The sequence below is a fragment of the Streptosporangium sp. NPDC020072 genome (assembly GCF_040631445.1).
Taxonomy (GTDB): Bacteria; Actinomycetota; Actinomycetes; order Streptosporangiales; family Streptosporangiaceae; genus Streptosporangium.
On record NZ_JBEYAB010000001.1, the window covers coordinates 610,343 to 625,106 of the forward strand.

The 14,764-nt window shown below is 71.4% G+C and carries 14 protein-coding genes; 7 read left to right on the forward strand and 7 right to left on the reverse strand.

Going from position 1 to position 14,764, the window contains the following annotated elements:
- The first annotated feature begins 118 nt into the window (after positions 1 to 118).
- Positions 119 to 625, forward strand: coding sequence for a MarR family transcriptional regulator (locus ABZ470_RS02845; RefSeq protein WP_352015162.1), 507 nt, complete (start codon positions 119 to 121; stop codon positions 623 to 625).
- Positions 626 to 647: 22 nt separating this feature from the next.
- On the opposite strand, the gene ABZ470_RS02850 is transcribed toward ABZ470_RS02845, so the two are convergent.
- The 5 genes from ABZ470_RS02850 to ABZ470_RS02870 all read right to left on the reverse strand — a co-directional run bounded on the left by ABZ470_RS02850 (position 648) and on the right by ABZ470_RS02870 (position 4,597).
- Positions 648 to 1,130: a flavin reductase family protein gene (locus ABZ470_RS02850; protein WP_352015161.1), complete on the reverse strand. Its 483-nt coding sequence runs from the start codon at positions 1,128 to 1,130 to the stop codon at positions 648 to 650.
- A gap of 75 nt (positions 1,131 to 1,205) precedes the next feature.
- Complete coding sequence (locus ABZ470_RS02855) at positions 1,206 to 2,132, reverse strand: ABC transporter substrate-binding protein (protein WP_362909552.1); 927 nt, start codon at positions 2,130 to 2,132, stop codon at positions 1,206 to 1,208.
- A 38-nt stretch (positions 2,133 to 2,170) separates the two neighbouring features.
- Complete coding sequence (locus ABZ470_RS02860; RefSeq protein ID WP_362909554.1) at positions 2,171 to 2,842, reverse strand: ABC transporter permease subunit; 672 nt, start codon at positions 2,840 to 2,842, stop codon at positions 2,171 to 2,173.
- Complete coding sequence (locus tag ABZ470_RS02865) at positions 2,839 to 3,501, reverse strand: ABC transporter permease (RefSeq protein ID WP_352015158.1); 663 nt, start codon at positions 3,499 to 3,501, stop codon at positions 2,839 to 2,841. The genes ABZ470_RS02860 and ABZ470_RS02865 overlap by 4 nt, the downstream gene beginning before the upstream one ends.
- On the reverse strand, positions 3,494 to 4,597 hold the full coding sequence (locus ABZ470_RS02870; protein WP_362909556.1) for an ABC transporter ATP-binding protein: 1,104 nt from the start codon (positions 4,595 to 4,597) through the stop codon (positions 3,494 to 3,496). Before ABZ470_RS02870 ends, ABZ470_RS02865 begins: the two co-directional genes overlap by 8 nt.
- Positions 4,598 to 4,877: 280 nt before the next feature.
- Here ABZ470_RS02870 and ABZ470_RS02875 point away from each other — a divergent pair, with 280 nt between their 5' ends.
- Positions 4,878 to 6,638: a hypothetical protein gene (locus tag ABZ470_RS02875; RefSeq protein WP_362909558.1), complete on the forward strand. Its 1,761-nt coding sequence runs from the start codon at positions 4,878 to 4,880 to the stop codon at positions 6,636 to 6,638.
- A 17-nt stretch (positions 6,639 to 6,655) separates the two neighbouring features.
- Here the strand turns inward: ABZ470_RS02875 and ABZ470_RS02880 are convergent, their stop codons facing one another.
- Positions 6,656 to 7,063, reverse strand: a complete 408-nt coding sequence (locus ABZ470_RS02880; RefSeq protein ID WP_352015155.1) for an acyl dehydratase — start codon at positions 7,061 to 7,063, stop codon at positions 6,656 to 6,658.
- A 614-nt stretch (positions 7,064 to 7,677) separates the two neighbouring features.
- On the opposite strand from ABZ470_RS02880, the gene ABZ470_RS02885 reads away from it, so the two are divergent.
- From ABZ470_RS02885 to ABZ470_RS02905, 5 genes are all read left to right on the forward strand, one after another.
- Positions 7,678 to 8,286 carry a TetR family transcriptional regulator gene (locus tag ABZ470_RS02885; protein WP_362909648.1) on the forward strand — a complete coding sequence of 203 codons (609 nt, stop codon included), beginning with the start codon at positions 7,678 to 7,680 and terminating at the stop codon, positions 8,284 to 8,286.
- 118 nt (positions 8,287 to 8,404) lie between these two features.
- On the forward strand, positions 8,405 to 9,439 hold the full coding sequence (locus tag ABZ470_RS02890; RefSeq protein WP_362909560.1) for an MBL fold metallo-hydrolase: 1,035 nt from the start codon (positions 8,405 to 8,407) through the stop codon (positions 9,437 to 9,439).
- Between the two features lie 37 nt (positions 9,440 to 9,476).
- A complete protein-coding gene (locus tag ABZ470_RS02895; protein ID WP_352015153.1) occupies positions 9,477 to 10,151 on the forward strand; it encodes a FadR/GntR family transcriptional regulator in 675 nt (224 codons plus the stop codon).
- A 77-nt stretch (positions 10,152 to 10,228) separates the two neighbouring features.
- Positions 10,229 to 11,221, forward strand: a complete 993-nt coding sequence (locus ABZ470_RS02900; RefSeq protein WP_352015152.1) for an Lrp/AsnC family transcriptional regulator — start codon at positions 10,229 to 10,231, stop codon at positions 11,219 to 11,221.
- 103 nt (positions 11,222 to 11,324) lie between these two features.
- Complete coding sequence (locus tag ABZ470_RS02905) at positions 11,325 to 12,530, forward strand: cytochrome P450 (protein WP_362909562.1); 1,206 nt, start codon at positions 11,325 to 11,327, stop codon at positions 12,528 to 12,530.
- A gap of 47 nt (positions 12,531 to 12,577) precedes the next feature.
- On the opposite strand, the gene ABZ470_RS02910 is transcribed toward ABZ470_RS02905, so the two are convergent.
- Positions 12,578 to 14,752, reverse strand: coding sequence for an ATP-dependent RecD-like DNA helicase (locus tag ABZ470_RS02910; protein ID WP_362909564.1), 2,175 nt, complete (start codon positions 14,750 to 14,752; stop codon positions 12,578 to 12,580).
- Between the last annotated feature and the right edge of the window lie 12 nt (positions 14,753 to 14,764).

Below are 14,764 nucleotides of genomic sequence, written 5' to 3' on the forward strand. Positions count from 1 at the left end.
CGAACTGCTTTCTCGCCACCGGGCGAACGTGACGCCGCTACGATGGGCGGCATCGGCAACAGGTAGTTAACTAGTTAACGGATATAAGTAGTTTATAGGTTAACGAATTGGAGGGCTCATGCAAGCCCCCGCCCAGCAGGTGTACGAGCGGTTGCGGCAGATGTATCCAGGCCTCGACACCTCCTCGATGGAGGTCGTCGGCCCGCTGAAACGGGTTCAGGCGCTGCTCGACCTGGCCATCGAGCCGCTCTTCGCCGGCGCCTCGGTGACCTCCCCCGAGCTGGACGTGCTGCTCCGGCTGCGGTACGCCGAACAGCCGACGATCGCCAGGCAGCTCGCCAGGCAGATGAGCCGCTCCCCCGCCGCGCTGAGCAAGACCCTGGCCAAGCTGGAACGGCGTGGCTACATCAGCCGCACCGCCAACCCCGCCGACCGCAGGGCCGCCCTGGTCCACCTCACCGACGAGGGCAGCGAGGTCGTGAACACGCTGTTCCCGCAGCAGCTCGCCGTCGAGGTGCGCCTCCTCAGCGGCATGACCGCCCAGCAGCGAGCCCAGATCATCGAGGGGCTCACCCAGCTGGTCAAGGTCATGGAGGCGGGCCTGCGCGACATGACGGCCCCCTGAACGCGCCCCCGGTACGGCGGGCTCAGCCGCCGGCCGGGCGGTAGCGGGCGCGTAGCCGTACGAGAGGGGTCAGGCCGGGGGTGACGTAGTCGACGGCCAGCACCCTGGCGACGAAGAGCGTGTGGTCCCCGGCGGGGACGACCTTGATCGTCTCGGCCTCCAGGGCGGTCACGCCGCCGTCCACGACGAGTGCCTCACTCAGCTCGCCCCGGTGGTGCGGCGTTCCGGCCAGCAGGAGCCGGGCGCCGGGACGGCCCGCGGTGGCGAACCGGCTGGCGATCGCCTTCTGCCCGCCGGACAGCACACTGGCGGCCCAGCGGTCGCGGCGCAGCAGCAGTTCGTTGAGGTAGCCGCCGCTGTCCATGCTCACCATGACCAGCTGCGGATCGAGCGAGACCGAGGTGAAGGTGCCGACGGTCGCCCCCACGTCGTCGCGCTCGTCCTTCACCGTGACGACCGTCACGGCGGTCGGCACCTGTCCCATGGCCTCGACGAACTCGTTCATTGGTCAATCATGGCGAAAACGGCGCACGGCCCGCGCCGCGGGGCGGCACGGGCCGTGCTGGAGGACCGGCGGGGGTCAGGCGAGACCGTTCTGGGTCAGCCAGTCCTTGGCCACCGTGGCGGCGTCGGCCTTGTCGATCGAGACGCGCTTCATCAGCGTGAGCAGCCCGGCGGTGTCGAGCTTGGCGGAGACCGCGTTCAGCGTGCCGGTGACGGTCTCGTTCACCCCGGCCTTGTTGACCAGGGGCGCGACGTTGTCGGCGCCGAAGGCGTGCTTGGTGTCCTGCAGCGAGACCAGGCCGTTGATGATCACCTTGGGGTCGGTGGTGAAGACGTTGCCGACCTCGATGGTGCCGTCCTTGATGGCGTCGGCGGTCGCGTCACCGGTCTTCTTCCACTCCTTGAACTCCAGGCCGTAGACGTCCTTGAAGTTCTTCTCCTGGCGGGCCTGGAACTCCGGCGGGCCGCCGACGGTGTAGTTCTTGGCGACCTTGGCCAGGTCCTCGATCGTGACCAGGCCGACCTTCTGGGAGAGCTCCCTGGTCACGGTCAGCGAGTTGTTGTCCTCGGCCGCGGCGGGTTCGAGGACCTCAAGCTCGGCGGGGAGCTTCTCCTTGAGCGCGGCGAGGATGTCCTCCTTGCTCTTGGCGGTCGCCGACTTGTCGACGAAGGCGAGCAGCGAGCCGACGTACTCCGGCAGGATGGTCAGGCCACCGCTCTTGACCTGCCCGTAGAGGACCTCACGGCTGCCGATGTTGAGCTTCTTCTCGACCTGGACGCCCTTGGCCTCAAGGGCCTGGGAGTAGATCTCGGCGAGCAGGACGTTCTCCGGGAAGTTCGCCGAGCCGACGACGACCTTGCCCCCGCCACCCCCGGTCGCCGGCGCGGCCCCGGAGTCTGCCGGGGTCGGGGAGGTGTTGGTGAGCGGATCACCGCCACCGCACGCGCTGAGTGTGAGCGCCGCGGCGAGGGTGACCACCACGGTGCTGAAAAGGCGCTTCATCGTGCTTTTCCCTTCTAAGGCGGGAGGTAAAGGTGACATTACCGTACGGCGTTACGCCGCCTCACCCCCGGTGAGACCACCAGTCTCTGGACCAGGACGAAGACGAGTTGGACGAGCAGGGCGAGCAGCGCGACGAGCACCGCCCCGGCGAGGGTGCGGGGGTAGTCGTTGGTGGCGAACCCGTCGACGACGTAGCGCCCCAGGCCTCCCAGTCCGACGAAGGCGGCCACGGTCGCGGTCGCCACCACCTGGATCGCCGCGAGCCGCAGGCCCAGCAGGATCAGCGGCAGCGCGACCGGCACCAGCACCCGCCCCAGGACCTGGCCGCCGCGCAGGCCCATGCCGTACGCGGCGTCCCTCAGGTCGGGGTCGACACCCCTGACGCCCTCGTAGGTGTTGACGAGGATGGGCGGCACGGCCAGCGCGACCAGCGGGATCAGCACCGGCAGGTCGGTGCCCAGGCCTGCCAGCAGCACGACCAGCACCAGCAGGCCGAGCGTGGGCAGGGCGCGGGCGGCGTTGGCGCTCAGCACGACCAGCAGCGCCCCCCTGCCGGTGTGCCCGATCCACAGCCCCAGTGGCAGCGCCACCAGCATGGCCAGCAGCAACGCGACCGCGGAGAACTGCAGGTGCTCGGCCAGCCGTACCGGGATGCCGTCGGGGCCCGACCAGTTGGCCGGGTCTCCGAAGAAGTCGACCAGCCAGTTCATGTCGTCCCCCTCGCCCGTGACCACGGGGTGAGCAGCCGCTGGGCCAGCACGAGCAGCGCGTCGGCGATCGCGGCCAGCAGCACGACCAGCACCACGCCCACGATGATCGGGGTGTAGAACTGCCGCTGCCAGCCGTCGATGAACAGGTAGCCGAGACCGCCCCTGCCCACCAGCGCCCCCACGCTGACCAGGCTGATGCTGGAGACCGCGGCCACGCGCAGCCCGGCCAGCACCACCGGGACCGCGATCGGCAGCTCGACCAGCAACAGCCTGCGCAGCGGGGTGAAGCCCATGGCGACCGCGGACTGGCGCACGTGGTCGGGAACCGAGCCGAGCCCGTCGACCACCGCCGGGATGAGCACCGCCAGCGAGTAGAAGGCGAGCGGGACGATGACCGTCGCCCTGGTGGCCAGGCCCGTGACCGGGATGAGCATGACGAAGACGGCCAGCGAGGGAAGCGAGTAGGTCACGTTCATGACGCTCATGGTCGGCTGGTAGATCCCGCGCCAGCGGACGCAGGCCAGCCCGAGCGGGAGCGCGACGAGCAGCCCGACGACGATCGGCACCAGCGACATGACGACGTGATCTTCGAGCAGGGACTGGATGGAGGGCCAGTTACGCCCGATCCAGTCCCAGCGGACCAGCGGCTCCTCACGCATGGGCGCCCCCGGCGACCCGGTCGAGCGCCTCGTTCAGCGCCTCGCGGGTGACCACGCCCTCGGCCCGCCCGGCGTCGTCGACCGCGATCGCGCACCCCGACGGGGACAGCAGTGTCGCGTCGAGCGCCGCGCGCAGCGAGTCGCGCCCCCTGACGAACGTCCCGTACGGCGCGGGCCGCACGTCGGCGAGCGTGCCCGAGGCGGGCAGGTCGGCGACCCTGACCCAGCCGAGCGGCCTGCCGTCCTCGTCGAGCACCGCCAGCCAGGGATCGACCGCGGCGCGCAGACCGGCGACCTCGGCGGAGACGGGCGCGGTGAGGTCGGTGCGCAGCCGTACCTCCTGGCCGGGGACGAACGACAGGCGCCTGATGCCCCGGTCGCGGCCGAGGAACTCGCGGACGAAGTCGTCGGCGGGCCTGGACAGGAGGGTCGCGGGGTCGTCGAGCTGGGCGAGGTGGCCGCCGACGCGCAGCACGGCCACCCGGTCGCCGAGTTTGACGGCCTCGTCGATGTCGTGGGTGACGAAGACGATGGTCTTGTTCAGCTCGGCCTGCAGCCGCAGCAGTTCCTCCTGCAGGCTGGTGCGCACGACGGGATCGACCGCGCTGAACGGCTCGTCCATCAGCAGCACCGGCGGGTCGGCCGCCAGCGCGCGGGCGACGCCGACACGCTGCTGCTGCCCGCCGGAGAGCTGGAAGGGGTAGCGCTCGGCGAGCCCGAGGTCGAGCCCGACCCGTTCGAGCAGCTCCATCGCGCGGTCGCGGGCCTTCTTCCTGTTCCAGCCGAGCAGGTGGGGCACCGTCGCGACGTTGTCGACGATCTTGCGGTGCGGGAAGAGGCCCGCCTGCTGGATGACGTAGCCGATGCCCCGGCGCAGGGCCGGTGGGTCGATGGTCGTGACGTCGACGCCGTCGAGGAGGACACGGCCCTCCGACGGGTCGATCATCCTGTTGATCATGCGGAGTGAGGTGGTCTTGCCGCATCCTGAGGGGCCCACGAAGACCGTGATCTCGCCCGTCGGCGCCTCAAGGCTGAGACGGTCGACGGCCACGGTCCCGTCGGCGTAGCGTTTGGTGACCCCGTCAAATGTGATCATGCGCAACCCCATGCTTCTCGGCAGGGCCGCGGCCCCCCTGCCACAACCGCCCCATGATCTGTCCGACCGACAGCCTACGGTGGCCCTCCGACATTCGACCCCGTCCCCCCGGCCAAGTCATCCGGGATCGTGAGATATCGAGCAAAAGAGCACTCAATAGTGCCCAGAATCTCGGCGTCTCACCACGATTACCCATATCGTGGACATCGACCCCTCCAGTCACACGTACCACGGGCTTTTCGCCCTCGCTTCTCACCACGACCCCAGAGGAACCGGTCTCGTGAACCAACCGATCCTCGGTCAGCGCTCGCGCGGCGAACTGATTACCGAGCTCTATGACACACACGCCGCCGGGCTGTTCGCCTACTGCCACGACCAGCTGGGCGATCCGGGGGCCGCGGGCACGGCGCTGGCGGCCGTCTTCGCCACCGTCGCCTCCTCTGGCGCCTCCTCTGGCGCCTCCATTCATGCTTCCTCGGGCGCCGTCTCCGACGCACGGCCGCCGCGCGCCGCGCTGTACGCGCTCGCCCGCCGCGAGATCCACCAGCGGGACGTCGTCCACGCCGCCCCGCTGCCCGGCGCCGACCCGGTCTCCCTCTTCGTCGACCGGGTGCTGCACGACCTGCGCCCGCACCAGCGCGAGGTGCTGTACCTGTCCGGCGTGTGCGAGATGGACACCGCCGAGCTGTCCTGGGTGCTCGACGTGGCCGCCGACACGGCCGACGAGCTGACCGTGAGCGCCTGCCGCCGCTTCGCCCAGTCCCTCCAGCTCGCCCTGGTCTCTGCCAGGGTCCCGGCCCACCTGGCCGACGCCTTCGGCGCGCTCGGTGTGGCCCCGATCAGGGACGTGCTCGTCCGCGCCCCGTGGGCCGTCCCGCCCGCCGGACTGCGCGCGGCCGTTCTGGGGCTCCCCGGCGCGCCGGCGCTCCCTCCGGCCTCCCCCACGCGGACCCCGGCGCTGCCGGTCTCGCTCAGGCCCCTGTGGCCGACGCCGCCCGCCTGGCCGCTGCCGCTGGCCGACACCGACGCCCTGACCAGCACCAGCGTCTTCGCCACGCCGGAGCTGCCGCCGCCCTTCTCCCCCGCGGACTTCTTCCCCGCCGCGCCCGCGCGGGACAACTTCCCCGACCCCTTCTCCCCGCCGGACCCCGACGTCGTCTCCGCGCACGAGGCGACGACCGAGCCGATGCCCAAGCTCAAGGACTCGGTGCTGAGCGCGCTCGACGAGATCGTCCCGCGCACTCCCCGGCGCAGGCTCCAGCGGCCCAAGCCGCGCGGGGCGAAGCCGCTGCCGGCCCCGATCCCGGGGGACGTGCTCGACGACACGCCCGCAACCCGCCATGAGGGCGCCGCCGAGGACCTGTTCCAGCCGTTCACCCCCGAGCCGAGGCCCAGGCAGCACTCCGACAAACTGGTCGCCGCCGCTCCCAGGGAGACGGCCCCCGAGGACTTCGCCGCCTTCGAGGCCTCCGGGGTCGTGACGCCGCTGCCCGGCTGGCCGCTACGGGCCGAGGAACTGGACGCCGCCGCCCCGGTCCTCCCCGAGCCGGAGGCCGTACGGCCCGCCCCGGCCGGCTGGCCGCTGCGGACCGACGAGCTGGGCACCGTGGAGACCTCTGTGGAGGCCTCTGTGGACTCCGGGGACTTCACGGACTCCGGGGACCGTGCCAGGCACGCGAGGAGGCCGGGCCGGACCGCCAGGAGAACGGGCGCGCACCGCGGCGCGCACGCGGAGCAGCCCGGCGACGACGCCCCGGCCCCCGCGCCCCTCCCCGAGGGCCTTCCCGAAGACCTTTCCGGCGTACCGGACTCCCCTCGGGAGATCCCCGCCGAACCCGAGACCGCCGGCGTCTCGGAGAAGGCCCCCGCCACACGCCTGTCGCGGCTGGGCGGGAGGGCACGCCGCAGGCGCGGGCAGGCCAGGCGGGGCGGGCAGCGCCACGACTGGGCGTGGGAGCTGTTCGGCTTCGTCATCTGCGTGGTCTGCGTGGCGATCGCGATGCTCGTCTTCTTCGCGATGCCCACCCCGCTGACGCCCTGACGCCCGGCCCGGCACCCTCAGTGGTCGGGGAAGGCGAGACGGACGGTGCCCGAGACGTGTGTTCCGAGGCCGATCTGTCCCAGGACCCGCACCGTGAGCCTCTCGCCCTCACGGGACATGACGGTCCCGGTGAGGGCCAGCGTCTCCCCGGCGTGGGCGGGAAGGCCGAGCTTGACGTTGATCCCGCGGACCAGCGCCTCCGGCCCCGCCCAGTCGGTGACGTACCGCTCGACGAGGCCCATCGTGGTCAGGATGTCGAGGAGGCCGCCCTCAGGGCGGTCACGGTGCGGCGGGGCGAGGCCCGCGGTCGAGGTCAGCGTGATCGTGGCGGTGGGCAGAAGGGTTCCGACCTCGACGAACGCCGCCTCCTTCCCGGGAGGCCCGCACCTGCGAGCCGACTCGTCATCCTGCTGGCGGTACGTCACACACGACGGCATACCGATACCCACTTCTCCAGGTGGGCGGCCCACGACGCCGCCACCGCCCACACACCTTCCGGCAGTTACCACCACCGTCCTCCCGGCGCCGGGGGTCACGGCGCACGGCGAGGCCGCGGGTCCTCGCCGTGACAACCGCGCTCCCGCGACGTGCCACGCCGTACGGCCCGGCGGCCCGGTCGGTGGGGGAAGGACCGCACCCGACGCGTCCCGCCCCCGGCACACCCTTCCAGAAGAAGGCGGTCCCGCCTTTCCCCCTGCCTTCCGGAGGGTACGGCTCGCATGTGTCGGGCTGGTTTTTCCCTCCCCAGGGCGAAAATCCAGTACCCGAGGACTTCCGCGCAGTGGAGTAGAACCAATTACATTTTTCACCCCGCCCCATACCTGCCCCATGATGACGACAGGGCTCCATAACACGCGTGACATGTGGAGACAGAGATCCCCTGTAACTGGCAGATAACCCACCGGAGCGGGCGAAGGTCAGATAACGTGTTCTCATGCGTACCCCGCGTGCGGCCGTGGGTCTCCCGGTCGCCCCGCGCCCCGGCGGAGCCCCGGCCACCGGCGGCGCCGGACCGGCCACGATCGAGGGGGCATCCGGCATGCAGAGCGAACCGCACCCGAGCGGTGTCCGCGCGAGAAGCCAGCACCAGCGCCGCAGGCGCATCGTCCAGGCCGCCGCGGCCCTGGCCTCCCTCGGCGGCGTCGAGGCCATGCAGATGCGCACCGTCGCCGAGCGCGCGGGGGTCGCCCTCGGCACGCTCTACCGCTACTTCCCCTCGAAGATGGACCTGGTCGTCGCGGTCGTCAGTGACGAGATCGACCTGATCGAGGGCAGCGTCGAGCGCAGGCCCCCGGCCACGACCACCCCCTCGGGCCGTGCCGTGGACGTGCTGATGCGCGCGACCCGGGGCCTGATGCGCGAGCCCGAGCTGGCCGACGCCCTCGTCCGTTCGCTGATCATGGCGGAGATCGACACCCCGTTCGCCGAGCGGGTGACCGGCCTGCTGCTGCGTGTCTCCGGGCACGAGCCCGACGCGCGGACGGTGGCCGAGGAGCAGCGCGTCCTCGCGGGTTCGCTGACGAGTGTCTGGGTGCACGAACTGCTGGCGATGCTCAGGGGGCAGCGGACCTACGACCAGGTCCAGCGTCATCTGGAGATCACCGCCACCCGGCTGCTCGCCGATTTCCCCGCCCCGCCTTCACCCTGAAGGCCGGCACGCGTTACTGTCGGCGAGGCGAACAGACTAACGTTCTAGAGCGACGCGCCGGGAACCCCCTGGACCGTGGAACCGCCGGGACGACGCCGACAGACAGGGAGCGCCGCCGTTGAAATCCCTCCGCAGGCCCTACAGCGAACAGCGTCCGACCGACATCGGTGGCGGGGTGTGGAGCGTGCCCGTGCCGATCCCCGGCAACCCCCTCGGATACACGTTGATCTACGCGATCGAGTCCCCCGCCGGGCCGGTGCTGGTCGACGCGGGCTGGAACCACCCCGACGCCTGGCTGGCCCTGCGGGACGGACTGGCCGCCACCGGCATGGACATCCGCGAGGTCAGGGGGGTCGTCGTCACCCACTTCCACGCCGACCACGCCGGACTCGCCGGCCAGGTGCGGCAGGAGTCCGGGGCCTGGATCGCCATGCACGAGGCCGACGCCGAGCTGGTCGGGACCATGCGCGAGGCCGAGGAGGACGCCCAGCGCACCGAGCGGGCCGGGATGCTGCGCCGGGCGGGAGCCGGCGCGGCCGAGATCGAGGCGGTGACCACCGCCTACCGTCCTGAGCCCCCCGCCGCACCGGACAGGACGCTGCGCGACGGCGACATGATCGACATTCCCGGGCGCAGGCTCCGCACCGTCTGGACCCCCGGTCACACCCCGGGTCACGTCTGCCTGCACCTGGAGGACGCCGACCGGCTCTTCACCGGGGACCACGTGCTGCCGGGCATCACCCCGCACATCGGCGTCTACCCCTACGACCGGACCGACATGGACCCGCTCGGGGACTTCCTGGCCTCGCTGGAGAAGGTGGCGGAGCTGGGACCGCTCGAAGCCCTGCCCGCCCATGAGTGGATATTTCAGGACACGGCGGAGCGGGCGCGGGCGATCGGCGCGCATCACGAGGAGAAACTCACCTCCCTGGTGGCCCTGCTGGCCGAGGCGGGCGAGCCGCTCACCATCTGGGAGATCGCCTCACGGATGACCTGGAAGCGCTCCTGGGACGACCTGCCCTCCATGCTGCGCGGCATGGCCGCCGCCGAGGCCGCCGCCCACCTGCGCGCCCTTGAGGTGCGGGGCCGGGTCCGCCGTACCGCCGAGGGGGACCCCAAGGAAGATATGGTGCGCTTCACCGTACACTCATAGACATCCGATGTCTGAGCGTGACCAGGGAGGACGAAGCGTGGCGGTCACCGACACCGCTATCGACAGGATCAAGCAGATGATCCTGGAGGGCGAGATCCCCCCTGGCGGCAGGCTGCCGAAGGAGGCCGACCTGGCCGAACGGCTCGGCCTGTCGCGCAACTCCCTGCGCGAGGCCGTCCGCGCCCTGGCGCTGATCAACGTGCTGGACGTACGGCAGGGCGACGGCACCTACGTGACCAGCCTGGAGCCTCGCCTGCTGCTGGACGCGATGGCGTTCGTGGTCGACTTCCACCAGGACGACACGGCGCTTGAGTTCTTCCAGGTCCGCCGGATCCTGGAGCCCGAGGCGACCGCGATGGCCGCCACCCGGATGACCGAGGCCGAGATAGCCGAGCTGCACGAGATCCTCACCCGGCTGCCCGAGAACCCGAGCGTCGAGCAGCTGACCGCCAACGACCTGGAGTTCCACCGGCGCATCGCGGCGGGTTCGGGGAACTCGGTGCTGTGCTCCCTCATCGAGAGCCTCTCGGGACCGACCACACGGGCCAGGCTCTGGCGGGCCCTGACCAGGGAGAACGCCCTGACCAGGACGCGTGAGCAGCACACCGCGATCTACGAGGCCATCGCCGCCCGGCAGCCCGAGGTCGCACGCGCCTGGGCCACGGTCCATGTCGCCGGAGTCGAGGAGTGGCTTCGTAGCGTGCTCGCCTGAGCGGATATCGCATCATAAAAGATCACAAAGCCGTACTCTTGGGGCGGAACGATTCCCCGACGACGAGGATGCCCCCCATGCAGCCACTCGATGGAGCCGACTTACGGGTGGTGGCCGCCCTTCAGGTGAACGGACGCGCCACCTGGGACCGCATCGGAAGAGTGCTGGACGAGTCGACCCGCAACGTGGCCAGACGGGCCACCCGGCTGACGGAGGCGGGCGTCCTGTCCGTCGTCGGAGTGGTCGACGACCGCCGGATCGGCTCGGCGATCCTGCGGCTGCGCTGCCGGCCCGGTTCGGTGATCGACGTCGGCGCCGCGCTGGCCGAGCTGCCCCAGACCCGGTTCGTCTCGCTGGTCTCCGGCTCCGCCGACTGCACCGCGGAGCTGTGCGTGGCCGACGACGCCCTGGTCGATCTGATCTTCCGGGACATCCCCTCGATCGACGGGGTGGTCGAGAGCACCACCTACCCGGCGCTGCGTTACTTCAAGACCCCCCAGGAGTGGCACGTGGACGTGCTCACCCCGCAGGAGATCGAGGGACTCCTCGAACAGTGGACGCCGCTGCCCGAGCGCTTCCAGCGCGCCGGTGACACCCCCTCCGCCGAGGACGAGCGGATCATCGCCGCGGTCGCCGCGGACGGCCGGGCCACCCACGCGGAGATCGCGGCGGCCACCGGGATCAGCGAGTCGACCGCCCGCCGCAGGCTGGACTCCCTGCTCCGCAGGGGCATCCTGCGCATCCGCGCGGAGATCGAGCCCGCCTACCTGGGCCTGCCGATCGAGGCCGCGCTCTGGCTGCGGGTCGCGGAGCGGGAGGTCGAGACGGTCGGCCACGCCCTGGCCAGACTGCCGAAGGTGAGATACGTCCTGGCGGTGGCGGGCGACCACCAGCTCGTGGCCCACGTGGCCGTCCCCGGCCGCTCCGAGCTCTACGAGATCCTCAGGGAGATCGGCGGACTGACCGGGATCAGGGCGATCGAGACGACGATGACCCTCCTGCCGCTGAAACGCGGCTTCATCATCAAGCGGGACGGCGTCGCCGACCGCTGGGCGGGCCCGATCGGCTGACCCGGGTCCCTCAGGCCGGTGCGGGGGCACCGGTTCTCGCAGACCGGAAGGCACGCGCGCCGCAGGGAAGATGCGCATACGGTTCGCCCTAGGAGGGACTCAAATGGACATCAATCTTGTGGACAAGGACGTCTACGCGCGCGACGGCGCACCCCACGACCAGTTCCGCTGGCTGCGCGCCAACGCCCCCGTCTACCTGCACGAGGGCGAGCCCAAGCGGGACTGGCCGCCGTTCTGGGCGGTGACCAGGCACGCCGACGTGGTGCACGTGTCGCGGCGCTCCGACCTGTTCTCGTCGAGCAGGAGACTCGCGCTCTTCGACGAGATGCCCGAGGAGCAGCGCGAGCTCCAGCGGCTCATGATGCTCAACCAGGACCCGCCCGAGCACACCCGGCGGCGTTCCCTGGTCAACCGGGGCTTCACCCCGCGCATGATCAACGCCCTTGAGCAGCACATCCGCGACATCTGTCACCAGCTTCTCGACGAGGTCACCGGGCTCCCGGCGGTGGACTTCGTGCGTGACATCGCGGCCCCGCTGCCGCTCTACGTGATCTGCGAGCTGCTCGGCGCCCCCGTCGAGGACCGTGACAAGATCTTCAACTGGTCCAACCAGATGATCGGGGCCGACGACCCCGAGTACTCCTCCGGCCCCTCCGCCGGTCAGGCGGCGGCGGCCGAGGTGTACGCCTACGCCAACGCGCTGGCGGCGGAACGGCGCGAACGGCCCCGCGAGGACATCGCGACCAAGCTGCTCCTGCCGGATGTCACCGGGGAGACCCTCGACGAGAACGAGTTCGACCTCTTCGTGCTGCTGCTGGTCGTCGCCGGCAACGAGACCACCCGCAACGCGGCCTCCGGCGGGATGCTGGCCCTCTTCGAGCACCCCGAGCAGTGGCGGCGGCTGGTGGCCGACCGCGCGCTCGCCGCCCCGGCCGCCGACGAGATCGTCCGCTGGGTCTCCCCCGTCAACCTCTTCCGCCGTACGGCCACCGCCGACACGGTGATCGGCGACCAGGAGATCAAGGAGAACGACAAGGTCGTGGTGTTCTACGGCTCCGCGAACCGGGACGAGGAGGTCTTCGCCGATCCCGACGTCTTCGACATCGGCCGTTCCCCCAACCCGCAGATCGGTTTCGGCGGGGGTGGTGCCCACTTCTGCCTCGGCAACCATCTGGCCAGGATGGAGCTCCGGGTGCTCTTCGAGGTCCTCGCCGAGCGTTTCCCCGGCCTGGCCCAGGCGGGTCCCGCCCGGCGGCTGCGCTCCAACTTCATCAACGGCATCAAGGAGCTGCCGGTCACCCTCTCCTGACCCGCTCCCGCGCCTGCGGCGGCCGCCCACCGGTCCGCCGCGGGCCTTCAGGCGCGCAGGCCCAGCGTGAGCCGCAGGGTCAGGCCGGTGTTGCGGCGCAGGCCGAGACGGCGCACGGCCAGTTCGAGCGCCTCGCGCTGACCGACCAGCACCACCCACGCCTTCGCCCGGGTGACCAGGGTGTAGAGCAGGCCCCTGCGCAGCATCACTCCCCCGGCCTCGGCCACGACGGGCGCGACCACGAAGGGGTACTCGCTGCCCTGGGAGCGGTGCACGCTGATCGCGTAGGAGTGGGTCAGCTCGTCGAGCTCGTCGAAGGTGTAGCGGACGGTCTCCCCGTCGCCGGTGCGCAGCTCCAGCACCCGGTCCTGCGGGAGCACCGCCGTGACGGTCGCGGTCTCCCCGTTGAAGACGCCCTTGTCGTAGTTGTTGCGGATCGGCATGACCCGGTCGCCGACCCGGAAGACCGACGGGCCCGACCAGTGCTCGGCCGTACCCTCGCGTGCGGGGTTGAGCCGCTCCTGAAGGCTCCGGCCCAGCTCGGCCGTACCGGTCGCGCCCTTGCGCATCGGGCACAGCACCTGGACCTGGTCGCCGCCGACGCCCTGCTTGCGGGGGATGGCCTCGGTGGCCAGGTGGACCACCCGGTCGGCGACCAGCTCAGGGTCGTCCAGCTCCTCGAACCAGAAGCCGCCCCCGCCGGGCAGGTCGGGCAGCCGGCCCGACCTGATCCGGTGGGCCGCCCTGACGATGCCGCTGTCCTGGGCCTGCCGGAAGACGTGGGTCAGCCGGACGCGTGGGATCTCCTCGACCCCGAGCAGATCGGCCAGCACGTTGCCCGGCCCGATGCTGGGCAGCTGGTCCCCGTCACCGACCAGCAGCAGGTGGCCGCCCGAGGGGATGGCCGCCACCAGGCGGGTGGCCAGCTGCAGGTCGAGCATCGACGCCTCGTCGACCACGATGAGGTCGGCCTCCGTCGGCAGCCGCTGGAAGAGCGTCCCCTCCTCGGGGTCCGCCCGCTGGGCGAGCATCCGGTGCACGGTCATCGCGGGCAGGCCGGTCAGCTCGGACAGGCGCTTGGCCGCCTTGCCGGTCGGCGCGGTCAGGGTCACCCCGCCGCCCATCGCCCGCACGGTCGCCGCGATCACCCGCACCGTGTGGCTCTTGCCGCAGCCGGGACCTCCGGTGATGACCGAGACGGTGCTGGTCAGCGCGAGGTTCACCGCGGCCCGCTGGTCCTCGTGCAGGCTCTCGTCGTCGGGGAAGGGCCGCAACGGAAGCGTCGAGGCGGCCCGCAGCAGCCTGGTCAGGTGCGTGGCGAAGGCGACCTCGCGGCCGTGCTGCTCCTTGGCGTAGACCACGAGGCCGGGCCCCGCGGGTGACTCCTCGACGACGACCGCACGCTCGGCGGCCAGCTCGTCGACGGCCCGCCGTACGGACTCCTCCTCCTGCTCGACGAGGGCGGCGGCCGAGGGGAGCAGGACGGTCAGCGGCAGGTAGCAGTGCCCGTCGCGGGCCGCGGCCGTCTCCAGGCGGTCGAGCACCGCGGCCTGGAGGCGGCGCGGGCTGTTCTCCGGCACCCCCGAGCGCAGCGCGATCCGGTCGGCGGTGTGGAAGGCGATGCCTCTGACCTGGCCGATCAGCCGGTACGGATCACGGGTGAGGATCTCGCGGGCGTCGTTTCCGTAGACCTGGTAGATCTTGGCCGCGAGCAGCGGGCTGATCCCGAAGCCCTGCAGGACGACCATCAGCTCGGCGACCGCCTTCTGCTCGGCCCACGCCTGGACGATCTGCGCCTGCCGGGTCGCGCCGATGTTGACGACCTCGGTGAGGCGTTCCGGCTCGGTGTCGATGACCGTGAGCGTCCGCTCGCCGAAGTGGCTGACGATGGCGTGGGCCAGGCGGGGCCCGATGCCGCGGACCAGGCCGGAGCCGAGATAGAGCCTGATCGCGCGCACGGTCGAGGGGACGACCCGCTCACACCGCCTGACCAGCAGGCGGCTGCCGTGACGGGGGTGCTCGTCCCACTCACCGGTCAGCCTGAGCGTCTCGCCCGGCTGCACGCCGGCCAGGGCGCGCCCCGAGGCGACGAAGGCCGCCGGGGCGCCCTCCTGGTCGTCCGCGCTCATCCGCGCGACGGTGTACTCGTCGTCGCGGACGTAGACCAGCTGCTCGACGGAGGCTTCGAGCTCCGTCGCGCGCGCTGTGGCGAGCACGGTCACCGTGCGCTCCCG